Source organism: Micromonospora sp. CPCC 206061 (genome assembly GCF_036906915.1).
In the GTDB taxonomy this organism is placed as follows: domain Bacteria; phylum Actinomycetota; class Actinomycetes; order Mycobacteriales; family Micromonosporaceae; genus Phytohabitans.
On record NZ_JBAKHX010000005.1, the window covers coordinates 23,934 to 48,902 of the forward strand.

At 67.6% G+C, this 24,969-nt stretch carries 21 protein-coding genes and 1 pseudogene; 15 read left to right on the forward strand and 7 right to left on the reverse strand.

Going from position 1 to position 24,969, the window contains the following annotated elements:
- The first annotated feature begins 72 nt into the window (after positions 1–72).
- On the forward strand, positions 73–828 hold the full coding sequence (locus tag V6V89_RS06220; RefSeq protein WP_334617981.1) for a GNAT family N-acetyltransferase: 756 nt from the start codon (positions 73–75) through the stop codon (positions 826–828).
- A 255-nt stretch (positions 829–1,083) separates the two neighbouring features.
- Here the strand turns inward: V6V89_RS06220 and V6V89_RS06225 are convergent, their stop codons facing one another.
- Positions 1,084–1,683: a TetR/AcrR family transcriptional regulator gene (locus V6V89_RS06225; protein ID WP_334617982.1), complete on the reverse strand. Its 600-nt coding sequence runs from the start codon at positions 1,681–1,683 to the stop codon at positions 1,084–1,086.
- Positions 1,684–1,730: 47 nt separating this feature from the next.
- Here V6V89_RS06225 and V6V89_RS06230 point away from each other — a divergent pair, with 47 nt between their 5' ends.
- From V6V89_RS06230 to V6V89_RS06240, 3 genes are all read left to right on the forward strand, one after another.
- Complete coding sequence (locus V6V89_RS06230) at positions 1,731–2,078, forward strand: DoxX family protein (protein WP_334617983.1); 348 nt, start codon at positions 1,731–1,733, stop codon at positions 2,076–2,078.
- Positions 2,079–2,590: 512 nt separating this feature from the next.
- Positions 2,591–4,639: a bifunctional diguanylate cyclase/phosphohydrolase gene (locus V6V89_RS06235; protein ID WP_334617984.1), complete on the forward strand. Its 2,049-nt coding sequence runs from the start codon at positions 2,591–2,593 to the stop codon at positions 4,637–4,639.
- Positions 4,640–4,670: 31 nt separating this feature from the next.
- Positions 4,671–4,808, forward strand: coding sequence for a hypothetical protein (locus V6V89_RS06240; RefSeq protein WP_334617985.1), 138 nt, complete (start codon positions 4,671–4,673; stop codon positions 4,806–4,808).
- A 44-nt stretch (positions 4,809–4,852) separates the two neighbouring features.
- On the opposite strand, the gene V6V89_RS06245 is transcribed toward V6V89_RS06240, so the two are convergent.
- Positions 4,853–6,097 (reverse strand): PQQ-dependent sugar dehydrogenase, encoded by a 1,245-nt coding sequence (locus V6V89_RS06245; protein WP_334617986.1) that lies wholly within the window; start codon positions 6,095–6,097, stop codon positions 4,853–4,855.
- A 575-nt stretch (positions 6,098–6,672) separates the two neighbouring features.
- On the opposite strand from V6V89_RS06245, the gene V6V89_RS06250 reads away from it, so the two are divergent.
- The 5 genes and pseudogenes from V6V89_RS06250 to V6V89_RS41605 all read left to right on the forward strand — a co-directional run bounded on the left by V6V89_RS06250 (position 6,673) and on the right by V6V89_RS41605 (position 11,205).
- Positions 6,673–6,945, forward strand: coding sequence for a hypothetical protein (locus tag V6V89_RS06250; RefSeq protein WP_334617987.1), 273 nt, complete (start codon positions 6,673–6,675; stop codon positions 6,943–6,945).
- A 24-nt stretch (positions 6,946–6,969) separates the two neighbouring features.
- Positions 6,970–9,798: a glycosyl hydrolase family 95 catalytic domain-containing protein gene (locus V6V89_RS06255; protein ID WP_334617989.1), complete on the forward strand. Its 2,829-nt coding sequence runs from the start codon at positions 6,970–6,972 to the stop codon at positions 9,796–9,798.
- A gap of 29 nt (positions 9,799–9,827) precedes the next feature.
- Positions 9,828–9,983 (forward strand): hypothetical protein, encoded by a 156-nt coding sequence (locus V6V89_RS41595; RefSeq protein WP_442935078.1) that lies wholly within the window; start codon positions 9,828–9,830, stop codon positions 9,981–9,983.
- A gap of 42 nt (positions 9,984–10,025) precedes the next feature.
- Positions 10,026–10,855, forward strand: a pseudogene (locus V6V89_RS41600) (glycoside hydrolase family 27 protein); the annotation flags it as partial.
- 68 nt (positions 10,856–10,923) lie between these two features.
- A complete protein-coding gene (locus V6V89_RS41605; protein WP_442935079.1) occupies positions 10,924–11,205 on the forward strand; it encodes a cellulose binding domain-containing protein in 282 nt (93 codons plus the stop codon).
- A 226-nt stretch (positions 11,206–11,431) separates the two neighbouring features.
- Here V6V89_RS41605 and V6V89_RS06265 read toward each other — a convergent pair whose 3' ends face one another.
- Together V6V89_RS06265 and V6V89_RS06270 are read right to left on the reverse strand one after the other, a co-directional pair.
- Entirely contained in the window at positions 11,432–12,142 is a 711-nt protein-coding gene (locus V6V89_RS06265; protein WP_334617990.1) for a FadR/GntR family transcriptional regulator, read from the reverse strand.
- Between the two features lie 324 nt (positions 12,143–12,466).
- On the reverse strand, positions 12,467–12,619 hold the full coding sequence (locus V6V89_RS06270; protein WP_334617991.1) for a hypothetical protein: 153 nt from the start codon (positions 12,617–12,619) through the stop codon (positions 12,467–12,469).
- 66 nt (positions 12,620–12,685) lie between these two features.
- Here V6V89_RS06270 and V6V89_RS06275 point away from each other — a divergent pair, with 66 nt between their 5' ends.
- Both V6V89_RS06275 and V6V89_RS06280 read left to right on the forward strand, forming a co-directional pair.
- Positions 12,686–13,000: a hypothetical protein gene (locus V6V89_RS06275; protein WP_334617992.1), complete on the forward strand. Its 315-nt coding sequence runs from the start codon at positions 12,686–12,688 to the stop codon at positions 12,998–13,000.
- Between the two features lie 75 nt (positions 13,001–13,075).
- A complete protein-coding gene (locus V6V89_RS06280; protein ID WP_334617993.1) occupies positions 13,076–16,549 on the forward strand; it encodes a ThuA domain-containing protein in 3,474 nt (1,157 codons plus the stop codon).
- Between the two features lie 95 nt (positions 16,550–16,644).
- On the opposite strand, the gene V6V89_RS06285 is transcribed toward V6V89_RS06280, so the two are convergent.
- Positions 16,645–18,978, reverse strand: a complete 2,334-nt coding sequence (locus tag V6V89_RS06285; RefSeq protein ID WP_334617994.1) for a beta-L-arabinofuranosidase domain-containing protein — start codon at positions 18,976–18,978, stop codon at positions 16,645–16,647.
- Positions 18,979–19,399: 421 nt separating this feature from the next.
- Between V6V89_RS06285 and V6V89_RS06290 the strand changes: the two genes are divergently transcribed.
- Positions 19,400–20,179: an HAD family hydrolase gene (locus V6V89_RS06290; protein WP_334617995.1), complete on the forward strand. Its 780-nt coding sequence runs from the start codon at positions 19,400–19,402 to the stop codon at positions 20,177–20,179.
- On the opposite strand, the gene V6V89_RS06295 is transcribed toward V6V89_RS06290, so the two are convergent.
- Both V6V89_RS06295 and V6V89_RS06300 read right to left on the reverse strand, forming a co-directional pair.
- A complete protein-coding gene (locus V6V89_RS06295; protein WP_334617996.1) occupies positions 20,145–20,789 on the reverse strand; it encodes a nitroreductase family protein in 645 nt (214 codons plus the stop codon). The genes V6V89_RS06290 and V6V89_RS06295 overlap by 35 nt on opposite strands.
- A gap of 402 nt (positions 20,790–21,191) precedes the next feature.
- Positions 21,192–21,578, reverse strand: a complete 387-nt coding sequence (locus tag V6V89_RS06300) for a MerR family transcriptional regulator (protein ID WP_334617997.1) — start codon at positions 21,576–21,578, stop codon at positions 21,192–21,194.
- Between the two features lie 124 nt (positions 21,579–21,702).
- Here V6V89_RS06300 and V6V89_RS06305 point away from each other — a divergent pair, with 124 nt between their 5' ends.
- The 3 genes from V6V89_RS06305 (at position 21,703) to V6V89_RS06315 (ending at position 24,877) form a co-directional block, all read left to right on the forward strand.
- Positions 21,703–22,695, forward strand: a complete 993-nt coding sequence (locus tag V6V89_RS06305) for an NADPH:quinone oxidoreductase family protein (protein ID WP_334617998.1) — start codon at positions 21,703–21,705, stop codon at positions 22,693–22,695.
- A 79-nt stretch (positions 22,696–22,774) separates the two neighbouring features.
- Complete coding sequence (locus V6V89_RS06310) at positions 22,775–23,347, forward strand: cyclase family protein (RefSeq protein WP_334617999.1); 573 nt, start codon at positions 22,775–22,777, stop codon at positions 23,345–23,347.
- A 231-nt stretch (positions 23,348–23,578) separates the two neighbouring features.
- Positions 23,579–24,877, forward strand: a complete 1,299-nt coding sequence (locus V6V89_RS06315; RefSeq protein WP_334618000.1) for a LacI family DNA-binding transcriptional regulator — start codon at positions 23,579–23,581, stop codon at positions 24,875–24,877.
- Positions 24,878–24,969 lie beyond the last annotated feature (92 nt).

Here is a 24,969-nt window from a genome sequence, read left to right on the forward strand (position 1 = left end):
CGATATGGCGGACGTCGTGCCGCAGCAGGCCGGGCCACTGGCGGGATGGACGAGGCTGGCAACAATGGCCGGATGCGTAGGGTCACACTGGAAGGCGGCTCGATCGCTGCTTGGTTGGCCGAAGAGGCGCCTGGCCCCGGCGCGATCCTTGGACATGTGGTCGCCACCGGGCACGGCCGGGCGTGGGCCGACCGGTGGCCTTCGCCGTCGGCGCTGCTCGTTGAGGTAGGCGGCAATTACCTGCTTGCCGGTACGCCGGCGGCGGTCGACCCGGCGGCGCTGCGCCCACTAGTCACGGGGTTTCTCGCCGCGTCGAAGATGTTCGCGCCGGTGGTGGCGGAGGCCTTCCCGGACCGGATGGTGTGGGACCGGCTCATCTACCGGCTGCCGGCCGGGCACAGCGGTCCGCCGTCGGGTCCGCTGCCCGGCGTGCGCGCACTGTCCGCGGCGGACGCGGAGGCGGTCGCGGGGTTGAGCGAGGAGGTCGCCTGGGTCGTCAAGACCTGGGGCGGGCCCGCCGGGTTGGCCAGCTATGCCCACGCGCACGGTGCGTTCGTCGACGGCCGGCTGGTGGCGGTGGTCGGCACCTTCTTCCTGGGCGTCAGGCACGAGGACGCCGTTGTGGCGACCGAGCCGCAGTGGCGTGGACGTGGGCTGGCCACCGCCTGCGCACGGGCGTGGTGCGCCGGCGTGGTGGCGCGGGGTCGCACGCCGACCTGGACCACCTCACCGGACAACCATGGCAGTTGGCGGATCGCCGAACGGCTGGGCCTGGAGCTGGTACGGCGCGACGTGCTGCACGTGATTGGTGTCGACGTTTTCCGTTAACGCTAAGCACCGCCAAACCGCGCGCCTCATGCCTCAGGTGTACGCGGGCCGGCGCGCAGGTGGCGAAGCGGTCCTCAGCCAGCGGTGGCGTCGGACCCGGGTCGGCGAAGCGGTCTTCGCCACCATCTCCCACCGCTGTCGCCCTCGCGGTGCGGCCAAGCTGGTCCAACAGTTCAACTCGCCGTGGTCGGGGCCATTGCCGGCCTGGCGCTGATTGGCGTACTCCATCGTGTCGAACTTCAATCGACGGACTGCTCATGACGTGCGACCGTGCGTCGCACCCGTCGGCGGCATGACCGTGCGGAGGCGGGCCTGCGCGCGCACCATCCGGTGTCCCTCGATGGCGAGGCCCGGGTCGACCAACGACTGGAAGAGCAGGCCGTTGAAGAGGGCGAGTACCAGCCCGGCGGCGTCCCGGCCGCTGGCGTCGGTGCCTAGGCCGAGCACCGTGGCGACCTCGCCGCGGGTGCGCCGGAACCCTTGAGATAGCAGGCCTCTTATCCGTTCGTCGTGGGAGGCCCTGGCGAGCGCGCCGAGGAAGTTGCGGGCGAGGCCCTCATGCTGCCGGCGGCTGTCGGCCACGACGGCCAGCGCAGCGCGGAACCGCTCCTGCGGTGCACGTGCCCCGAGCTCGTCGAGGCGGTGCGCGATCTGCGCGAGCCACCGGTCGAGCCCGGCGATGACCGCCTCCGTGACGAGTTGGTCCTTCGATCCAAAGTGGTAGGTGATGGAGGCGAGGTTCGCGCCCGCCTCGTGGGCGATCGCTCGAGCGGTGATCTGCTCCGGCGGAAGGCGTTCCAGGCATCGGAGGGTGCCCTCGATCAACTCGGATCGGTTGCTGCGCTGCGGACTCACGGGTTAAATTGTACAAGCGTTTAGATTCCGCTTCCTGGAGGCACGCCATGACCGTCGCCACCACGATCATTTCTGTTCTGCTTGCCGCCCTGCTCGTCCTCGCCGCCGCACGCAAGCTCAGCCACCGCCCCTCGGTCGTCGCTACGTACCGCCGCGTGGGGGTGCCGGAGGAACGGCTCAACCTCCTCGCGGTGCTGCTGCTGGCCGGTGCGGCAGGCCTTGTCGTTGGCCTATGGTGGGCGCCGGCTGGGGTCGCGGCCGCAGCCGCGCTGGTTGGCTACTTCGGGTTGGCGATCGGCGCACACGTGCGTGCCCATGACGTCGGCAACACGCCGATGCCCGCGCTCTATCTGGCACTGTCAGCTGCCGCGCTAACCTCCTACCTCGCCGACTAGTGCAAGCGCCGCCGGCCAGCGCGCTTGATGCGGTATGGGAGAGGGCGGCCGGCAGTGCGGCGGCTGCCGGTCGTTGGCGCGCCGTATGTTCGCCGGATGATCGACACCAACGTCCGGTCATCCCTCGGGGCCAGAAAGCGCTCTCCGATCCGGTCGGGTATGGCTATCGCTGCTGCTCTGTGAATGGCCGACAGCAAGATCCGCAACGTGAAATCGTCGGGTTGAGAGAACTGGTTGCGATGTTATGTGTTTTGGGGGTACACAGACGGTGATCTCGTGATCCACAATACGTCTCTGTGTGTCCAGCAGGAGTGCGGCTTGGCTCGATGTCGGAGGCGAAGGTGGCGGTCGGTCCGGATCGGATGGCGGCGCGGCGTCGGTTTACACGGCGGGCAGTCGTGGCCGCTGCGGCCTGGCTCCTGTTCTATGCGCTGCTTACGGCCTTGAGTCGGGACTCCCCGGCGTTCGCCCGGTTTGTCTCTAACGTGATATATCTGGCGCCCCTGGTCCTTATGGTGCCGCTGTGCTACCTGGCGGCCCGGCGCGTCACCAGTCGCCTACGCCCAACATGGTGGCTGCTGACGGCGTCGAATCTCTTATGGCTCACCGGCGAGCTGATCTGGTCGGGCTACGCCTATCTGGCCCCGGACGGCGCCTCCACTCCTTCCGCAGCTGACGTGCTCTATCTGGCTTCGTACGCCTTGGCGTTGCCTGCGGTCGTGGTCGGCTTCGGCGGCGTCCGGTCCGACCGGAGACTGCGGGGCCTGCTGGACGCCGCGCTGGTGGCGCTGGCCGTGGGTGCGGCGGGCTGGACGCTGGTGATCGGCCCGCTGCTGCCACGGTCACCGCAGCTGGGTGCGGTCGTGGCGTTCGCATACCCACTTTTGGCCGTCACGATCATCACCTTGCTGATCGTCGTGGGGCTTTGCGGCCACCGGGCGGTGCCACGATCGATACTGATCGTCGGTGCGGCCTTCACCCTCGCGGGCCTGTCGGACGCTGGTTACTCCTACCTGTACACGATCCATTCGTATGATGACTCCAGCTGGCTCAACCTCGGCTGGCAGGCGGAAGCGGTGCTGCTCTGCGTTGCCGCGCTCACGGCGGCGCGGATACCGGAGCACGAGCCGCGCGTGCGGCGGCTCGACAGGGACGCGGCGGTGCTGCCCGCGACGGTGGCTGTGGTGACGGTCGTCTGCCTGGCCGCCGTCGACCACCTCGGCGACGGCAGCCTCGGGCTGTCCACCCTGGTCATCGCGGTGCTGCTGTTCGGCGGCCTCCTTATCCGGCAGGCCCTGGTGACCCGAGACCGGACCCGGCTCGCGACCGCTCTAGACGCCGCCCTCCGCGAACAAGAGCGACTAGCGATCACCGATGGCCTCACCGGCCTGTACAACCGGCGCTTCTTTGAAGAGATGCTCCAGCTGGAGGCGGACCGCTCGGCCCGTCAAGGCGCTGCGCTCAGCCTAATCATGATCGATCTTGACCGATTCAAGAAGATCAATGACACATTCGGCCATCCCGCCGGCGACGTCGTACTGGCGGAGACCGCGAATCGCATATGCCGGGCGGTGCGCCCGAGCGATCTGGTCGCCCGCTACGGCGGGGAGGAGTTCGTGTGCCTTCTTCCCGGCGCCGACGAGGAGACGGCCCTGGAGGTGGCCGAGCGGGTGCGGTGGATACTCGCCCGCATACCCATGACCCTGCCCGACAGCCGCGAGGTCCGGCCCACGGCATCTCTCGGCGTGGCGAGCGCCGGGATACGCGGCGGACGCCCGCTGGCGGACATCCAAGGGCTTATCCACGACGCGGACGGTGCGCTGTACCGGGCCAAGGCGCATGGCCGGGATCGCGTCGTGGCCGCTGGACGCATCGCCGACCCTGCTCTGGACACGGACCCCGACCTACCCGCTGGGCTGGTGTGGCTCGCCGACCAGATCGACGCCCGGCTCAGCAGCCACGAGCACAGCACGGCGGTCTCGCGGTGGGCATTGCTCACCGGCGAGCGGCTCGGACTGGGCCAGGCGGCGCTGCGCCGGGCGGCCGCGGCCGCCCGGCTGCACGACATCGGCAAGATAAACGTGGACGAGGCGATCCTCACCAAGGCCGGCAATCTGACCAACGCCGAATGGCGCGTGCTGCGCCGGCACCCGGAGGAGGGTGCCCGGCTTCTGGTGGATCTGAGCGACCGGGCCGACCTCGCCCCACTGGTAGCCGGCCACCATGAGCGCTTCGACGGCACCGGCTATCCAGCAGGCCTGGCCGGCGATGACATACCTATCGAGGCGCGCATCATCGCGGTGTGCGACTCCTGGGCTGCTATGCGCGCCGACCGGCCTTACTCCGCGCCACTGACCGAGAGTCAGGCTCGCGAACAAATCCTCCAAGGACGCGGTACGCAGTTCGACCCTGTCGTGGCCGATGCGTTCCTGGCTCTACTCGACGCCGGCGCCATCGACGAACTGGCGCCACTGCGGCTGCGCCAGCCAGATGTGTCCGCAGAGCCCCACGCACCGGTCAGCATGCCCACAGTGGACGCCCGCGTCCAACGGACAGGTTGAAATTCGCGGCGGCGTAGCTCCTCGGTCCGCCATGGGTGTCGAGGCTGACGTTTTCGCCGTCGAGAATGAGTCGGCGTCGCGGGAACCGGGCGGCCAGGGCGGGCAGTTCGGGGTAGGCATCGACGACGTCATCATTTGCCGGGCGGCGGTGGTCGCGATCGCGAAATAGGCATTGACCGGCGTCTTGCGGATGCGGAGGGATTGCACCGAGGTTCAGCGGTTCGCCACCCCGCCGCCAGAGGCTGGCTGGACCCGCTCGAACCGCACCCGGCTCAGCCATCCCGGGAGGTCACTGAGCACATACAGCTCGCCGTGCACATCGGTGCCGATCGCGGTCGGCTGGGTGGGGAACTTGCCGATCGTGGCGGACTCGTAGCCGCCCCTGGGTTTGGGACGCACGGCGAACGCGAGGGTCGAGCAGTAGTCGCTCGCGACGTAGGTCCCCCATGCCTCCGGGGTGGCGGACCCTCGGTACACCACGCCGCCGATCACCGAGCAGTTCTCCGTAAGGAAATGTTCGTACTCGAAGACCGGGTCGGTGTACCGCACGCCCGACCGGCATTGCTGCGGGTCGAACACCGGGGTGCCCTCCCGGCAGGACCAGCCGAGGTTCGCCCCACCCTGCCACGGGCGGATGTGGTTGATCTCCTCGACCAGGCCTTGGCCGACGTCACCGATCCACAGCGAGCCGTCGACCGGGTCGACGGAGAACCGCCACGGGTTGCGCAGCCCATAGAGCCAGATCTCCGGCCGCGCGCCCGCCACGCGGACGAACGGGTTGTCGAAGGGCACGCAGTAGGGCTTCGCCCCGCAGGTGCGGTTGACATCGATCCGCACGATCTTGCCGAGCAGGGTGCCGAGGTTCTGACCGGCCTTGAACGGGTCGTTTGCGTGGCCGCCGTCGCCGAGGGACCAGTAGAGGTAGCCGTCGCGGCCGAACGCCACCTGTCCGCCGTTGTGGTTGCCGTACTCGGCGTGCTCCTGGGTGAGCAGCACCTGCACCCGCTCGGGAGCGCCGATCGGCACTCGCGCCAGGGTCAGCGCACCGGCCGGCAGGCTCGTGTAGGCCACGTAGAGGATCCCGGTCCGCGCGAAGTTCGGCGCAGGCGTGATGCCGAGGAGGCCGCGCTCGTTGTCCGACGTGTCGATCCGGGCGGTGAGGTCGAGCACCGGCTCGGCCGCCAAGCCGGTGTCGGGGTGGTAGGCGCGGACGGTGCCGTCCTTCTCCGCGATCAGCATCCGGCCATCCGGCAGCCCGGTGATCGCGATCGGACGCCGCAGGCCGGAAGCCACCTGTTCGGACACCACGGTTAGCTCAGTGAGTGGCACCGCGCGGGTGTGGGATGTGCCGGCCACGGCGATGCCGGCCACCGACACCGAGGCCAACAGGAACGCAGACAAAGCCAGAACGAGCAGGCCGGCCAGCATGGCGGCCGGGCGACAACGCCGTCGCGACATGTTTCAGCTCCTCGAGCAGAGTGGAGGACGCAATCTGGGAGCGCCCCTAACCGTACATCGATGCTCGGCAATATCCAACCATGCTTTGGTTGTCACTGTCACCGCCATGGGAAGGTCGCCGTGACCACTCGTCCTCACGGACTTGATCTCCTCGACGTCCGAGACGCTGCTAGGACGTCCGCGTTCGAATCGATTCGAGCATCGAGGTGTGCCCGCCGCCGTCCCGGTCGGGTACGGCTCTAGGCTTCGATGTTCGGCGCCCTCGTCGATCAACGTGTGGGGCGGCTGAGGTCGACGCGCATCTGTGGCATGTGCGCCACGCGCTATTTCTGGCCGTCCGCGAGAAAAGTGTTATCCGCGACCGCTGTCGACAGTCGCAAATCGAAAACCGCATTCCAAGTATGCTTTTGACGGCTCCCTCTTGAAGGATCGTGAACAATCTGGCAATCTCCAAGCATCGATGGTGGGCGTTCTTGTAATGCCCTAGTTGATGCGGGCGGGTCGAGTCCCATTTCGGGATTGTTAGCGCTAACATGCGCGGCGGTCGCCCTCAACCCCCGGAAGGGCAAAACACGATGTTGAGACGCAGCTTCATCGCCAGGCCCGTCGGGGGTGCGTTGCTGAGCGGCAACATCGGCAGCGTCGCGTCCGCCGCCGATGTCGGCACCCTCGACCCGTATGTGCGGCAGGTGGCGGAGACGATTGCCTGGGCGGTCGGGGTGAAGACGGAGCCCTCCCGTGAGGGTGGGATGAACGTCGCCCAGCTCAGCAACGGCGGCTTCCAAGGCGATGTCACGGTCGCCGACGGTGCGCCATCCACACCATCCATCACCTTCACCAGCCCCTGACCCGCACTGCCTGGAGAAAACGCCATGTCTGAAGTCACACGAAGGAACCTGCTCCAGGCGGGAGCCGTCGGGGCCGGCGCCGCCCTGCTGCCGGCGGGATGGACCGCGGCGGCCAAGGCCGGTGCGGTGGCGCCGCCGCAGGTGCTCGCCGCGAACGACCTCGCCCTCTGGTACGACGAGCCGGCCGGCACCGACTGGCTTCGGGCGCTGCCGATTGGCAATGGTCGCTTGGGCGCGATGGTGTTCGGGAACGTGGATACCGAGCGGTTGCAGCTCAACGAGGACACGGTCTGGGCTGGTGGGCCGCACGATTCGAGCAATCCTGCCGGGGTCGCCAACATTGGGGAGATCCGGCGGCGCGTCTTCGCCGACCAGTGGACCCAGGCACAGGACCTGATCAACCAGACGATGTTGAGCAGGCCCGTCGGGCAGCTGGCGTACCAGCCGGTCGGCAACCTTCGGCTGGTATTCGGTTCGGCCAGTGGGGCGTCGCAGTACAACCGGACGCTGGACCTCACCACCGCCACCGCCACCGTCACCTACGTGTTGAACGGGGTGCGGTATCAGCGGGAGGTGTTCGCGAGCGCGCCGGATCAGGTGATCGCGGTTCGGCTGACCGCCGATCGGGCCGGTTCGATCACGTTCAACGCCACCTTCGACAGTCCACAACGGACGACGGTGTCGAGCCCGGACGCCGCGACGATCGGCCTCGACGGCGTCTCCGGCAATATGGAGGGCATCAGCGGGCAGGTGCGGTTCCTGGCGTTGGCACACGCCGTTGCGACTGGTGGCACCGTGACTAGTTCGGGTGGCACCATGCGCGTGGCCGGCGCCACCAGCGTGACACTGCTGGTGTCGATCGGTTCCAGCTACCTCAACTACCGCACCGTCAACGGCGACTACCAGGGCATCGCGCGAAGCCACCTCAACGCCGCCCGCACCGTCGGCTTCGACCAGCTGCGGGCCCGGCACGTCGCCGACCACCAGGCGCTGTTCAACCGGGTGACGATCGATTTGGGCCGCACGGCCGCGGCCGACCAGACGACGGATGTGCGGATCGCGCAGCACGCGAGCGTGAATGATCCCCAGTTCTCGGCGTTGCTGTTCCAGTTCGGCCGGTATCTGCTCATCTCGTCCTCGCGGCCGGGGAGCCAGCCGGCGAACCTGCAGGGCATCTGGAACGAGCTAATGGCCCCATCCTGGGACTCGAAGTACACCATCAACGCGAACCTGCCGATGAATTACTGGCCCGCTGATACCACCAACCTGTCCGAGTGTTTCCTGCCGGTGTTCGACCTGATCAAAGACCTGACCGTGACCGGTGCCCGGGTGGCCCAGGTGCAGTACGGTGCCGGCGGTTGGGTGGCGCATCACAACACCGATGGGTGGCGGGGCGCGTCGGTGGTCGACGGCGCGGTGTGGGGTATGTGGCAGACCGGTGGTGCCTGGCTGGCCACGATGATCTGGGATCACTACCTGTTTACCGGGGACGTGGAGTTCCTGCGCGTCAACTACCCGGCGATGAAGGGGGCCGCGCAGTTCTTCCTGGACACGCTGGTTACGCATCCGACGTTGGGTTTTCTGGTCACGAACCCGTCGAACTCGCCGGAGTTGCCGCACCACAGCAATGCCAGTGTGTGTGCGGGGCCGACGATGGACAATCAGATTTTGCGGGATCTGTTCAACGGGTGTGCGCGGGCCGCCGAGGTTCTCGGTGTGGACGCTGGTTTGCGTGCCCAGGTGTTGGCGGCGCGGGACCGGTTGGCGCCGACGCGGGTGGGTTCGCGCGGCAATGTGCAGGAGTGGCTGGCTGACTGGGTGGAGACCGAGCGCACCCACCGGCACGTCTCTCACTTGTATGGTTTGCATCCGAGCAATCAGATCACTAGGCGGGGTACGCCGCAGTTGTATCAGGCCGCGCGGCAGACCCTGGAGTTGCGCGGTGATGACGGGACCGGCTGGTCGCTGGCGTGGAAAATCAACTTCTGGGCCCGGCTGGAGGACGGCGCACGGGCGTACAAGCTCCTGCGTGATCTGGTACGCACGGACCGGCTCGCGCCGAACATGTTCGACCTGCACCCGCCATTCCAGATCGACGGGAACTTCGGCGCCACCTCCGGCATCGCCGAAATGCTGCTACACAGCCACAACGGCGAACTGCACCTACTGCCCGCCCTACCAACGGCCTGGCCCACCGGCAGCGTCACCGGCCTGCGCGGGCGGGGTGGATACACCGTCGGCATGGCCTGGACGAGCGGCCAGGCAGACGAGTTCCGTATCCGGGCCGACCGCGACGGCACGGTGAGGCTCCGCGCTCGGCTGTTCACCGGGAGCTTCACGCTCGTCGACCTCGCCGACGGCAGCACACCCGCCACTACGCGACCGGAGGCCGACGTCGTCCAGCTCACCGTCGAGGCAGGCCGCACCTACCGCGCGGCCCGGCCCGGTGTGACGGCATCACCGACCGTCACGGCCACGCCGACGCCGACGTCGACCTCGACGCCGAGCGCCTCTCCGTCGGTGAGCCCGACAACGTCACCCACACCGTCATCGGGGGCGCGTGCCGTATACGCCGTCACGAGCTCGTGGCCCGGCGGCTTCCAGGGTGAGGTGACGGTGACCGCGGGTTCGTCGCCGATCCGGGGCTGGACCGTCAGCTGGACGTTCCCCAGTGGACAGATCATCAACCAGATCTGGAGCGGCACACATACGCAGAACGGCGCGAACGTCACGGTGACGAATGTCGCCTACAATGGCGCGCTCCCCGCCGGCGGCTCCACCACGTTTGGGTTCATCGCCTCAGTGAGCGGTGCGAACAACCCTCCAGCCAACATCGCCTGCACGACCACCTGACTGGCACCTCGGGAAGGGACCGAGAAGCGATGAGACACCTTGAACACGGCCGCAGGATGGCGGCCGCGCTGGTGGTCGGGATGCTGGTGGCGGCCGCGGGGGCCGTGACTGTGCTGCGGACCTCCGAAGCGCAGGCGCTGGGGAACGGAGTCGCCCGCACCCCGCCCATGGGCTGGAACAGCTGAAACACGTTCGGCTGCAACATCAACGAGACTCTCATCCGGCAGATGACCGACGCGATGGTCAGCTCCGGCATGCGCGATGCCGGCTACCACTACGTCGTCGTCGACGACTGCTGGATGAACCCCAACCGTGACTCGGCCGGCAACCTGCAAGGCGGCCCGAGCCGGTTTCCCAGTGGCATGAAGGCCCTCGGCGACTACATCCACGCCAGAGGCCTGAAGTTCGGCATCTACCAGGGACCACTCGATCGGACGTGCGCGCAGTACTTCGGTTCCTACCCTGGACAGACCGGTGCTCAAGGCCGCGAGGCACAAGACGCACGGCAGTTCGCCGCGCCAACGTCAACGTCACCGTGCCACTGGCGAACTACGCCCGGCCCGGCTCGTTCAACGACATGGACATGATGGAGGTCGGCCGCGGTGGCATGACCGACACCGAGATGCGCTCCCACTTCGCGCTGTGGGCCATCATGGCCTCACCCCTCATCGCCGGGAATGACCTGCGGAATATGAACGCGGCCACCCAGACGATCCTGAAGAACCAGAACCTCATCGGCCTCAGCCAGGACGCCCTCGGCCTGCAGGCCACCCAACTCTCCTTTGACGGCACCCGTCGCATACTCGTCAAGCGTCTGTCCAATGGGGACCGCGCTGTGGCCCTGTTCAACCAGGGCACCTCGACGACCACGATCAGCACCACCGCGTCCGCGACCGGCCTGTCGGGCAGCTCGTTCACCCTGCGCGACGCGTGGACCAACGCGGTCAGCACCACCTCTGGCGCCATCAGCGCGAGCGTGCCCGGCCACGGCACTGTTGTCTACCGGGTCAGTGGCGGATCGAGCAGCCCCACCGTCACGCCCACGACCCCGACGACCCCACCACCCACGACGAGCCCGCCCCCGTCCACCGGCCCCTGCCAGGTCACGTACGCGATAACCGGCCAGTGGCCCGACGGCTTCCAGGGGAGGCGACGATCCGCAACACCGGCACCGCGCCCGTCAACGGGTGGAGCCTGCGCTGGTCGTTCGCCGACGGCCAACAGCTCAACCAGGCCTGGGGCGCGACCTACACGCAGAGCGGCACACAGGTCACCGCGACGAACGTTTCGTGGAACGGATCGATCAGCCCATGTGTGACCGCGAGCTTCGGGTTCATCTCCAGCTGGTCCGGCAGCAACACCAAACCGACCGCGTTCACCCTCAACGGCTCCGCGTGCGGTGACTGAGCCAGCGCCGTGTCCCACCCGCTAGACCACATCCCGCACGGCGGCGCGGGGGACCGGGCGACCCAGCGCCGCCACCCCTCTTCGGCTTCCGGGCCAATGGCACCGCGGGCGTCCTCACCCCGACCTGAGGCAGCCCCATGGGAAACGCCGGTGCGGAGGGGCAAGCTCCGCACCGGCACTTGCGGCGCCGAGGCCTCTGGCTCCACCTTCCGCACTCGCTCCTCGATCAGTTGGTGGACCGTGTGTCGTCGTCGGGCAGCCCGCGCAGGGATTCCTCGACGCCGAGCAGGTGGTTGGCCATCCGGATGCGTGCCCGTTCCGGATCGTGCGCGGCGAGCGCCTTCCAGACGGCGAGGTGCTCCTCGTGCGTGCGCCAGTCGGCACCCTCCTCGTGCAGGCTCCGCCACAGCCGCGCCCGCACCGTACGGCCGGCGAACGCGTCTATCAGACCCACCAGCACCGAGTTGCCGCTGTGCGCGGCGATGATGCGGTGGAACTTGATGTCGATCTCGATGATGCGCTCGTGGTCATGCGGCGTTTCGGCCGCGATCCGCGTCGCCTCGTCGAGCAGCGTCCGGGCTTCCTGGAGCGCTCCGTCGGTGATCCTGGTGGCCGCCAGCCGGGCCGCTTCGCACTCCAGCAGCCGGCGGACCGCGTGGACGTGGCGGGCGTCGCCTCGGCCTTCGAGGTCGACCACGAAGCCCATCGGGGCCAACAGGTGGGTCACGTCGAGATTCGTGATGTACGTGCCGTCGCCCTGGCGCGTGTCGACCACGCCGAGGATCGACAGGGCGGAGATCCCTTCGCGGAGGGAGCCGCGCGAGACGCCGAGCGACTCGGCGAGTTCCTTCTCGACCGGCAGACGGTCTCCGGGCCGGAACACGCCGTCGAGGATCATGCGCTTGATGCTGTTGATCACTTCGGCTGTGCGAGACATCGACGCCCATTTTCGCCTTCGTGTCGGCGACGGGTCAACCTACATGCCGGGCAGCCCTTCTGACCGATACATCAGATGATTCCCTACTTTCGGTAGGGAGGGAGGTCGATGTTGGATCGCCCCTGGGCTGGAGATATTCATCGAGGTCGGTGCTCGGAGCGCATTGACTGACTCCGATGGGAGATCTAACGTGTGATGTCTGGCGGCTGTGCGCTACTTGGCACCCCCGCATCCAAGAGAGGGTTACCACGATGACCTCGTCGATGTTCGCGTTCACACGTCGCAGGCTCATCGCGGCGGCCGGGCTCAGCCGCGCCACTGCGGCTACCGGCCACGCTCGATCATGCGCGACGTGGCGCGCGCGGCCGTCTCGAACGTCCATACCCCCGAACGCCGGTCGGTGCTGGAGGCGGTCGACCGCCTCTGCCAGCACGTGGCCGAGGGCATCGTCGCCATCGCGTCCAAGCCCTCGTTCATGGACGCGCTCCTCCTGGTGCCGTCGGGCCTGCCCACCGTCGGCGTGGGCGGCGGGGTAGCGACAGCGTGCCCACCGTCCGCATCGACAACCAGACCGGCGCTAGCCTCGCCACCCAGCACCTGCTCGACCTCGGCCACACCACCGTCCACCACGTGGCCGGCACACCCGACTGGCCCGAGGCGCAGGAACGCGTCGTGGGATGGAGTAGCGCTCTGCGCGCCGCCGGCGCGCCGGTACCGGCGCGCCGGCCTGGGCAGTGGAGCGCCGAGTCCGGATACGAACGGGGGCTGGCACTCGCCCGTGACCCGTCGGTGACTGCCGTCTTCTGTGGCTGGTGGTGCGGGCCAGCACCGCCCGCGTTCGCCGGGATGGGGCGTTAGCTGTGGTGCTGCCAGTCGGGGGTTCGGCGGCCGTTGTGGCATTGATTCATACGACAGGAAGCGAGACCACCGATAATGTTTCGAAGATTGGCCCTCTGCTTTGCCATGGTCTTGGCCGCGGTGAGCTTCACCGCGGTCCCGGCACAGGCCGCGGCGGATTTCAACGTTCTGGTCTTCAGTAAGACGGCAGGGTTCCGGCACGACTCGATCCCAGCGGGTATCACGGCGATCCAGCAGTTGGGCGCCGCGAACAACTTCACCGTGGAGACCACGGAGGACGCTGCCCAGTTCACCACCTCCAACCTGGCTCGCTTCCAGGCCGTGATCTGGCTATCGACCACTGCGGACGTGCTCAATGCCGGACAGCAGGCGGCGTTCGAGCAGTTCATCCGCGCAGGTGGGGGCTATGCGGGCATCCACGCGGCCTCGGACACGGAGTACGACTGGCCGTGGTACGGCAACCTGGTCGGCGCGTATTTCGCCAGCCATCCGGCGAACCAGAACGCGACCGTGCGGATCGAGGACGCGACGCACCCGTCGACGGCTGGGCTGCCGGCGGCGTGGTCGCGGTTCGACGAGTGGTACAACTACCGCACCAACCCGCGTTCGCAGGTCCACGTACTGGCCACATTGGACGAGAGCACCTACACCGGCGGTTCGATGGGTGGGGACCACCCGATCGCGTGGTGTCGTGGCTACGACGGTGGCCGCTCGTGGTACACCGGCATGGGCCACACGATCGAGAGCTACAGCGAGGCCAACTTCCGCACCCACCTGCTGGGTGGTATCCGGTACGCGGCGCAGGGCACGGGCAACTGCGCGACCGGTCAGCCGCCGCAGGCCGGCTACAACCAGGTGAACCTGGCCAAAGGGGTCGCCGAGGTGGGCGAGCCGATGGGGCTGACGGTGCTGCCCAACCGGGGTGTGCTGCACACCTCGCGGGACGGCACGATCCGGTACACCGACCCGGCCGGCAACACCAAGGTGGCGCTGACGATCCCGGTGTACACGCATGACGAGGAGGGGCTGCAGAGCATCAAGGTGGATCCCAACTTCGCCACCAACCGGTGGGTGTATGTGTACTACTCGCCGCGGTTGTCCACACCAGGCGGTGACGCGCCGGCAACGGGTACGGCGGCGCAGTTCGCTCCGTTCAACGGGGTCAACCGGCTGTCCCGCTTCACGGTGAACGCGGACTTCACACTGAGCGCGGCGTCGGAGGTGACGGTCCTGGAGGTGCCGACCAGTCGCGGCATGTGCTGCCACGTCGGCGGTGACATCGATTTCGACGCGGCGGGCAACCTCTACCTGTCCACAGGGGACGACACTAACCCCTTCGACTCCAGCGGTTACACGCCAATCGACGAGCGGGCCGACCGCAACCCGGCCTACGACGCCCAGCGCACGTCGGGCAACAGCAACGACCTGCGTGGCAAGGTGCTGCGGATCCGGCCGAGCGCGGGCGGTGGATACACGGTCCCGGCGGGCAACATGTTCGCGTCGGGTACGGCGAACACCAAGCCCGAGATCTACGCGATGGGCTTCCGCAACCCGTTCCGGATGTCCGTGGACAAGGCGACCGGCGTTGTGTACCTCGGCGAATACGGCCCAGACGCTGGCACCAGCAGCCCCACCCGGGGGCCGGCGGCCAACGTCTCCTTCGAGCGGATTACGCAGCCAGGCTTCTACGGCTGGCCGTACTGCTCGAACTACAACACGCCGTACATCGACTTCACGTTCCCGTCCGGCCCTTCAGGTGCCGCGTTCAACTGCACCGGCGGGCCGGTGAACAACTCGCGCAACAACACCGGCATCACCCAGCTGCCCCCGTCGCAGAGAGCCTGGCTGCCGTACGGCGGTGAGCAGAACCCGCCGGCGCTCGGTAGTGGCGGCCTGTCGCCGATGGGCGCAGTGGTGTACAACTACAGCGCCTCGCTCGCTTCCGACGCGAAGTTTCCGGCGGCGATGAACGGCAAGGTGTTCCTCGGGGAGTTCGGGCGACGGTGGATCAAGGCGGCCACAGTGACGTCCTCCGGTGGGGTGGGCGCGATCGACGCGTTCCCGGCCTACACCGGTACCCAGGTGATGGACCTGGAGTTCGGCCCGGACGGCGCGCTCTACGTGCTCGACTACGGCACTGGCTGGGGGAGCGGTGACGCCAGCTCGGCGGTGTACCGGATCGAGTACAACTCTGGCGGCCGGTCGCCGATCGCGTCCGCGTCTGCGAACCCGACGAGCGGAAACGCGCCGCTGACTGTGCGGTTCAGCTCGGCCGGCTCCAGCGACCCAGATGGTGACGCCATCACGTACGCGTGGGACTTCACCACGGACGGCACCATCGACTCGACCGCCGCCAACCCGTCGTTCACCTTTGCCAGCAACGGCGAGTTCACGACGACGCTCACAGTGCGGGACAGCACCGGCCGCAGCTCGACGGCGAGCCTGGTGATCGGGGTGGGCCGGCCGACGGTCGCTCTGAACCTGCCGGTGAACGGGAGGCTGTTCAGCCCTGGCGACGCCATTCCGTTCGATGTCACGGTCACCGACGCGAACGCGCCGACCGTCGACTGTAGCCGCGTGAGGGTCAAGTACACCCTGGGGCACGACAGCCACGGTCATGACATAACCAGCACCACCGGGTGCTCGGGCACGATACAGACCACTGCGGACGGCGAGCACGACACCAACGCGAACATCTTCGGCGTGCTGGTGGCCGAGTACACCCCGGCCGGCTCGACCACGCCGGTGACCTCGCCGCAGGCGGTCATGCAGCCGAGGACCCGCCAGGCCGAGCACCACAGCGGCCAGCAGGGCGTCACCGTCGTGGCCAAGCCGTCGGCCAACGGCGGCAACGCGGTCGGGTTCATCGAGAATGGTGACTGGATCTCGTTCACGCCGTACAACCTGAGCGGGGCCACGTCGTTCACGGCCCGGGTCGCCTCCGCCGGTGCCGGCGGCACCATCTCGCTGCGCACCGGCTCGGCCACCGGACCTGTCATCGGTGCGGCCACGGTCGCGCCAACCGGCGGCTGGGAGACGTGGGCCACCGTAACGGGTACCGTCACCCCGCCGGCCGGCACGCACAACCTGTTCCTGGTGTTCACCGGTGGCTCGGGTTACCTGTTCGACGTCGACGCATTCACCTTTGGCGGCGGCACTCCGCCGCCCACCACTCCGCCGCCCACGACGCCGCCGCCTACAACCCCGCCGCCTACAACCCCGCCGCCCACCACGCCGCCGCCAGGTGGTCGGTCATGCGCGGCGACGTACTCCGTGACGAGCCAATGGTCCGGTGGCTTCCAGGCCGAGGTGCGGATCACCGCCGGCTCCACCTCGATCAGCGGCTGGACGGTCACCTGGACGTTCAGCAACGGGCAGGCCGTCACCCAGTTCTGGAACGCCACGGTCACGTCGAGCGGTGCCAGCGTGACCGCGCGGAACGTCTCCTACAACGGATCGCTCGGCGCCGGCGCCAGTACGGCGTTTGGCTTCATCGGCTCGGGGAGTGCCACGAGCAGCCCACCTTCGCTCACCTGCACCGCCACCTGATCCACAAGCGGCGCGGCACCATATGGTGCCGCGCCGCTTGCCAAGCTTGCTCTTCGACCCGTGTGCCCACGGTAGTGGGCCCACAGCCCGGATATTCAGCTGATGCGAACGAGGCGCCAGCGGTTGTCGGCGCTGCCGTTGTCGGAGTCTTGGACGGCTTGGGCGCCCCAGGCGGTGTTGCCGTTGAGGACGCCGAGGAGCTTGCCGCTGTTGGCGTTGCGGATCCGGTAGGTGCCGTCGCCGTTGTCTACCAAGATCCAGCGGTGGTCGGCGGTGCCGTTGTCGGCCCACTGAAGCACCCGCGCGTTGTCCGCTGTGGACATGTTTTCCACACCGAGGACCTTGCCGCTGTTGGCGTTGCGGAACCGGACGGCGTTGCCGTCGGTCACCATCACCCAGTTGTGGTCGGCGGTGCCGGTGTCACCCCACATGACCGCCAGGCCACCGTCCGCTGTGGACATGTTCTGCACGCCCAAGACCAGGCCGGTGGCTGCGTTGGTCAGCTTGTATGTGCCGCTGCCACCGCTTGATCCGGTGTTCCAGTAGACGGTGTAGTTGAAGCCGTGCGCGTCGTGGAAGGGGCCGATGTTGACGGTGGCGCCGTTGGCGGTCGCGGTGAAAGCCAGCGCGCTGGTGCTGGTCCGGGTGATCGACGAGGTGTTGAGCGTCGGTAGTGAGCCGAGCGAAGTGTTGCCGTAGTTACCGCACAGCACGGCTGGGCCGTACGTGATGGCCTGGACGTTGGTGTTGTCGTTGGCGGCCTGCATGATGACCCGCATAGGCAGCCGCACCGTTATCGTGTCACCCGCCGCCCAGGGCCGGGTGACGGTGGCGTAGCTGCCCGGCGTCGCCGCGACGCTCTGCGCCTGGCCGTTGACGCTGATGGTGGCGCCGCTGGTCCAGGACGGGATTCGTACCCGGATGCTCCACGAGCCGCTCATCGAGCCCGAGAGCGTGAGCGTCGTGGTGTCGCTGACCGGGTAAGTGGTGCTTTGGGTCACCGTGATGCCCCGCTGCGTCCAGTCCAGCACCGACGGCACGAACAGGTTCACCGTCAAAGTCGTGTCGTTGTAGAAGTAGATGGAGCCCATCAGCTTCGTGTTGATCTCGATGCCGGTGCCCTGACAGCACCAGAACGACGAGTAGTCGGTGCTCCAGGTGCCGCCGCCCCACGCCGGCCCCACGCCTCGGCGGCCACCGGGGTTCAGCGGAGTGAAGTAGGTGATGTGGCCGCGGCTGTCGTTCGGATTTTGCGCACCGATCAGGTGGTTGAGCAGCGCCCGCTCGTAGTAGTCGAAGTACGCCGCCCGATTCGGGTCGATCAGCCACAGCTCCTGGGTCAGCTTGAGCATGTTGTACGTGTTGCACTGCTCGCAGGTGTCCGTGTTGAGGTAGCCGGCGATGGCGTTCGGTGGGCGGAAGTGCTCGGCCTGACTGTTGCCGCCGATGACGTAGGTGTGGGCGTTGACGGTGATGTTCCAGGCGTTGGTGGCGATGTCGCGGTAGCGGGTCGTGCCGGTGGCCTTGTACTCGCGGGCGGCGCCGATCCACTTGGGCACCTGGGTATTCGCGTGCAGCCCGTTGAGCTGGTCCTGATTGGAGGCGAGGGGATTGAACACAGCGGCGTGGTCGAAGCGCTGCGCGACGGTCAACCACCGGCTGTCGCCGGTCTGCTGGTAGATGTCGGTGAGCACAGCGTTCATGCCGCCGAACTCGGTGCCCAGCATGTTCTGCATTTGGCTCGAGGACAGCCGTGAGGTACGGGTGTCGACCCAGCCGGCGAGCGCCAGCAGCACCGTGCGGGCCTGGGTGTTGCCGAGGTACCGCCACGCGTCGAGCAGCCCGGCGAGGGTCTTGTGGATGCAGTAGTAAGGGACGTTGCCGTTGCTCAAGGTGCGGGCTTCTAGCGCGGTGAAGTCGGACTCCGGGAAGCCAGACAGGTAGCCGGTGCCGAATCCGGCGGCTGCGTTGTTGGCCTGGCACTTGGCCATCTCGGCCACCATGTAGTTCGCCTTGTCCCGGCATGTGGTGTCACCCAGGACCGCCCACGCTTGGGCCCAGGCGGTCAGGAAGTGGCCCTGCATGTGCGTGCGGAACGGGAAGTTGGGGGCGTCCCAGCCGCCGTTCGAGGCCGCGCCGTTAGTGGAGAGCCTGTGATTGGCCCGAAAGTTGTAGAGCAGCCGGTCAACGTCGACGAACCGCAGGTAGTTCAGCGTGCGGGTCTGGTTGTCCATGAACCGACCGGGATTGAGCCGGACCTGGCCAAGCGGAAACGGGTAGGCCGAGACACCAATGTCCGCGCGGGCCGGGGGAAGTTCGGCGGCCAAGGCCGGACGCGCACCGAGCACCTCGACTCCGGTGGCCGACACGAGCGCACCGCCGGCGGCCGCCTGCATCAGCCGCCGACGATTGAACGAGAGGGAAGGCATGGGATCTCCAGATGTTGTGCGGAGCACGTAGCTATGCGGTGCGGACGAACGGTCGCTGCTGCCTCCGAGACTGTTAGCGTTAACAACCCGTGCATTGCCGGCGCGGACGGCAATGTATTGCTGGGCATTCGACCAAATGCCGGCCGAGCGAGGGCGACTGCCCCGCACCTGACTGTGAACGATAACAGTGATGTCCGTCAAGATGTTGTGGACTGTTTTCGGGAGCGATCCGTCAGGAGCCGCACGCCCACCCGACTCACCCTCAGACAGCCCGTCAGGGGTGATCTCAACACATGGCTGACCTGCCCGAACCTCTCGCTGGCTGTTCCCCGGAGGCGAACCGGAGCGGCCGCCTACGCAGCGGACGTCAGCCGGCGCAGCGTCCCATCAAGCCGATGAGCGGCCGTGATCTACTACACCGATGCCGTTGCTGCTGGTGGATCTCGACAACACTTTGATCGACCGAGACTCGGCCTTCCGGGCTGCTGGCGCCGCGTTTCTGGCTGAATACGGCTTACCCAATACCGATCTCGCCTGGATCATGAGCCTCGACGCCGGCGGTTACACCGCGCGCGACGTTGTTGCCTCGGCTATGTCAGAGAGGTATGAGGGCGCCGCGCCCGTGGCCACGATCCGTGCTCTTCTCGACAACGGGGCAGCCGACCGTGTGGTGCTGGAGAGGGAGAGCAAGGAAGCGCTGATGTTGGCGCGCGCAAGTGGCTGGACGAGCGTGATCGTCACTAATGGCCGCACAGCGCAGCAGGAAGCGAAGATTCGCAACACCGGTCTTGACCGGCTTGTCCACGGCTGGGTCGTCTCGGAAGAGGTCGGCCACAAGAAGCCTGCCCCAGAGATCTTCCACGCGGCCGCCAGGATCGCTCAGATCCCTCTGCGTGATGCCTGGGTCATCGGCGACTCGCCCCAGGCGGACATTGCGGGAGCAGTGGCACTGGGCCTTCAGAGCGTGTGGGTGTCGAACAACCGAAGCTGGAGCCAAGAGGGCTACGAACCCACCGAAATCTCCAGCGACGTCGCCTCCGCCATACATCGCGTCCTCCGCCGTTCCTTGACCTCAGATTTTTTTCTGCCGGCCGTGGCATCCACTGCGGGCGACCTCACCCACCAAGATCCACCGAATCCGCAAGGTCAGCCGTGTCCCGGTGAGTTCAGTGCTGACGGCCCCACTGTCCACGATGGATGACCGAATCGAGGCCACGGCGGCGTTCTGCGACGGCGGCAGAGTTCTGCGGCGGCAGATCATCGGCCCGATAGCCGATACAGATACCCCCGATCGGCGTGTACTCGTCGGGGATGGCGAACTCGGCCTTGAACGCTGCTGTGTGCGCGGGTACGTCGACGGCAGGATCGAGGTGGTCACCCGCCGCCGGCATGATGCCGAAGAAGCATGCCCCCAAGCCCTCGTCTACCGCGGTCAGCAGCATCATCAGCGCGGCCATGCCCGTATCGATATACCAGTAGGGCGCCGGCCAGCGGGCCTCGGATCGATCGGTCCAGCCTTTGTCGGCTTCGGCATACCGGGAAAGGTACGCAGCCTTGTGCGCAAGCGGCACCACGACAAGCGGGGCGTCTTGCATGGTCGGAGTCTGTGCGACGCGGGTGGGGACGAACGGCCAGAACCTGGCTCGGTCGGCCGCGTCGGTGAGCGCAAGGAATGCCCAGCCCTGGGAGAAGCCAGCTGACGGCGCGCGCAGTGCACTGGCCAAGATCTTCTCGATGACGTGGCGACTCAACGGCCGGTCGGCATAGTGCCGCACCATTCGGCGACGACGGATCACCTCAGCGAACTCCATGCCGCAAATCTTTCCACCAGCGACCACAACCGCTACCACCCGATCACACTTCGCGTCGCCTTCAGGCCGATGACGTGGATCTGGTGTTTGTAGACCAGTTCCCAGTTGGTGATCGCGTCGTCACACCCAGTCAGCTAGACAACCACGTGCTCCCACGATGACAGCGGGTTCTTGCGCTGGCTGGCCTATTCGCTTGCTGCCTTGAGCTCTCGCGCGAGGGCGGTCACCTGGTCTACCTGTTCGGCGGTGAGATGCGTGGCTGCGGCCACGAGGCTGCCAATCTCCTGAGTGGCCGCATAAGGACCTGGTCGGTTCGGGTTGTATTCCGCGGGTAAACCCGCGATGACCAGAAGGTCCGCCACCGTCATCTCTAACGCCGGAGCGATGTCCGTATCCGGCTGGTCAGCTCGCCGCGAGAGCGTTCGGCTGGGCGTTGGCACGCACTGCGTCTAGGTATTTGGCGATAGCGTCCCGATTGCGGGTCAGGCACTCGATGCGCTGGGTCATGCGATCGAGTTCTCGGTCCAGCGTGGCGATCGTCTGCGGCGTCGCGTCGGAGACGACGATGGCCCGCGGCGTGTCGAGGCACGGCAGGATCTGCTTGATGATCCGGGTCGGCAGGCCCGTATCGAGCAGCCCTCTGATCTGTAGGACTCGATCAACGAGCTGTGGGTCGTAGACGCGGTAGCCGTTCGCGCAGCGTTGCGACGTAAACAGGCCCTGTTCCTCGTAGTAGCGCAGTAGGCGGCGGGACGTGCCCGTCCGCTCGGACAACTCCCCGATACGCATGTGCGCGACCCCACATCCCACCAGGTTGACCCTCACATAGATGTGAAGGCTCGAGCATACATACCGAAAGGACTGCACCCGTACGTCTCGGCTTTGGTCTTGCGAAGAACGGAAGCAATCTCAGATGAGCATCCCCGCCACCATGCGGTCCCTGGAGCAGACGTCCCTGAATGGGCCAAAGGACATGCGTCTGGTCCCAGACGCGCCAGTGCCGACCCCAGGTCCGGGCGAGATCCTCGTCCGGGTCACCGCCGCGGGCGTCAACTTCGCCGACATCATGCAGACCAACGGCACGTACCACGGCGGCCCGCAGCCGCCATACCGCGCGGGTTTCGAGGCCGCTGGCGAGATCGTCGCCTTGGGTGATGGGGTAACCGGCCCCGCGCTTGGCTCCCACGTCATCGGCACCGGATACGGTGCCTTCGCCGAGTACATGGTGCTGCCCGTCGTCGCGGTGGCGCCGGTGCCGACGGGCTGGGCCGACGAACAGGCGCTCGGCTTGGTCCTCAACTGGGCCACCGCACTGGCCGCGCTCAAACCACTGGGCCGCATCACCGCCGGCGAGACCGTGCTGATCCACGCCGCAGCAGGCGGGGTCGGACAGGCTGCGGTAAAGCTGGCCAAGCACTACGGCGCCACTGTCATCACCACCGCCTCATCAGGCAAACACGAGACGGTGCGGGCGCTGGGCGCCGACCACGTCATCGACTACCGCAACGACGACGTCGTCGCCGAAGTAATGCGGCTGACCGACGGCGCCGGCGCCGACCTGGTGCTGGAGTCGACCGGCGGCCCTAGCTTCAACGCCAGCGTGGCCTCCGCCAAACGGGTCACCGGCCGGGTTGTCGTATACGGCGTGGCCGGTGGTGAAGCGGCGATCACCAACTGGGAGCTGAACTTCACGCATCCGATTCACCTGATCGGCCTGCACATCGGCGTCCTGATCCAGACGGCACCGCAGATCTTCGACCAACTGATGGACGAGCTGTCCGCACTCATGGCCGAGGGGGTGCTGACGCCGGGCCAACCCATCGTCTACGACCTGGCCGATGGACCAAAGGCACTGGCGGACATGCAGGCGGGGACCACCATCGGCAAACTCGCCATCCGGCCCTGAGCACGCCCATGCCAGTCGACGACCGCGACCCCGGTCTCGCTCACCCGGGCTGTGCCGCGGGGAGGCGTACCGTCGAGGGGTGAGTCGCTTCGTCGACCTCTCCCATCCGATCACCGGTGGTGTCGGCCTCGCCGGAGCTGTCGACGCTCGGCTGACGACGCACGTGGATGCACCGTTCCATCAGCACCGGGCTCGCGCCGACATCGGGGCACTTCCGCCGGAACGACTGGTCGACGTGCCGATCGAGGTCGTGCGCGCCGCTGGTGCGGCGCTGGTGACGGCGGCCGACCTCGGACCGCCGGACCGGTTTTGGGGACGTGCCGTCCTCATGCAGACCGGCTGGTCCCGCCATTGGGGCACCCCCGGATACGAGGCTGGTGGCCCATACCTGGCCAGCAGCGCGGTCGACGTGCTGATAGACGCGAACGTAGCCGCGGTCGGCATCGACTCGTACGCCGACGAGGCCGCGGACGCGACCGGCCCGGCCCATGACCGGCTGCTGGGTCATGACGTGCCGATCCTGGAACACCTGACCAATCTCGACCGGCTCCCCGACACCGGTGCCCACCTCTTCGCGTTGCCGCCGTCCCTGACCGGTCTCGGGTCCTTTCCGGTCCGCGCCGTCGCGGTGGTTGAACGGAGACCGGCGTAGCTTGACGGGAACGGTCTAGGGCATGCTCGCGCGGCGTCCCGGTGCCACATCAGCGCTACACCGGCCAGCAGCAGGTCGGCGGCCACCGCTGCCACAGCCCACCCACCGTCGAGGAGGTAGCCGGCCGCGTCGGCGCTCACGTAACTCCGGCTCGATCTGGAGCGACTATGGAGCTAAATCTGGAGCTAAGTCGACAGCGCGGATGGAGCCATTTTTGGTATCGTCGTGGGTATGTCGGTGGAGTCAGAACGGCCGCGGCGGGCGCGCGGTGAGATCGAGCGGCTGCCGAGCGGTTCGCTCCGGGTGCGGGTGTACGTCGGTGTCGATCCGGTGTCCAAGAAGCGGAACTACCTGGCGCGGATCGTGCCGCCCGGGCCGGGAGCGGCCCAGCAGGCCGAGGATGTGCGCGCTCGCCTGTTGCAGGAGGCGGCAGAGCTCAGTGACGCGCGACGCCGGGCCCGTGCCGAAGCGAAGGTCGGCCCGCCCCCGCCAAGGGGGACCGGGGCGGATAGGACCCGCAGGCGGGCGGGCGGCGGGTTGACGGTCGCGGCGATCGCGCAGCTGGCCGGGGTGTCGCCGCCCACGGTGTCGAAGGTGCTCAACGGGCGGCGGGGCGTGGCCGCGCAGACCGAGCGGCGTGTGAAGGAGTTGCTGCGTGAGCAGGGCTACCGCCGCCCGGAGAAGGTCACCCGGGCGGCGGTGGTGGAGGTGGTGTTCTACGGCGGGCTGAGCGATCTGACGGTGGAGATCATGGCGGGCGTTAAGCAGGTCGCCGTCAAACACGGCCTGGCGGTCGGTTTTACGGATGCGCTGCGGGAGGCTTCGACGGGCCGTAGCTGGGTCCAAGACCTGCTGGCCAGGCGACCGACCGGCGTTATCGCGGTGCATGCCACCCTGATGGAGGAGCACGGCATGTGGACTGCCACGGCGATCCCGGTGGTGGCTGTAGACCCCGGCAGCGAGCCGCTGCACCCCATCCCGTCGGTCGGAGCGGCCAACCGGCGCGGTGGCTTCGCCGCAGCTCAGCACCTGCTTAACCTGGGCCACCGACGGATCGCAGTGATCACGGGGCCACTTCAACGCACGTGCGCCCGGGACCGCTTGGACGGCGTACGGGCGGCGCTGGCGGCCGCCCAGGTGCCGCTGGATGAGAGCCTGGTCCGCACGGGGATCTGGTTCTCGTTCGAGGACGGGCTCAACCATGCCCGGGAGCTGCTGCGCCTGCCGGATCCGCCAACGGCGGTGCTCTGCGGCAATGACCTGCAGGGACTCGGCGTCTACGAAGCTGCCCGCCAGGCCGGGATCCGCATCCCAGCCGACCTGAGCGTGGTCGGCTTCGACGATATCCCCCACACCCGGTGGTGCGGCCCGCCCATGACGACCGTCCGGCAGCCGTTCGCTGAGATGGGCGCCGCCGCCGCTGAGCGGGTGCTCGCGCTGGCCGAGGGAGAAACCGTCACGCAGACGCACGTCGAGCTCGCCACCGCCCTGATATCCCGGGACAGCACCGCGCCCCCGCCGGCTGGTTGACGCACCCGGGTGGCGCAGACAGAAACGATCCTTGTGTTCTTCGAACGTTTCTGAGAGATTCATCTCGTTCACTTTGTCGAGAGGGATCCGAC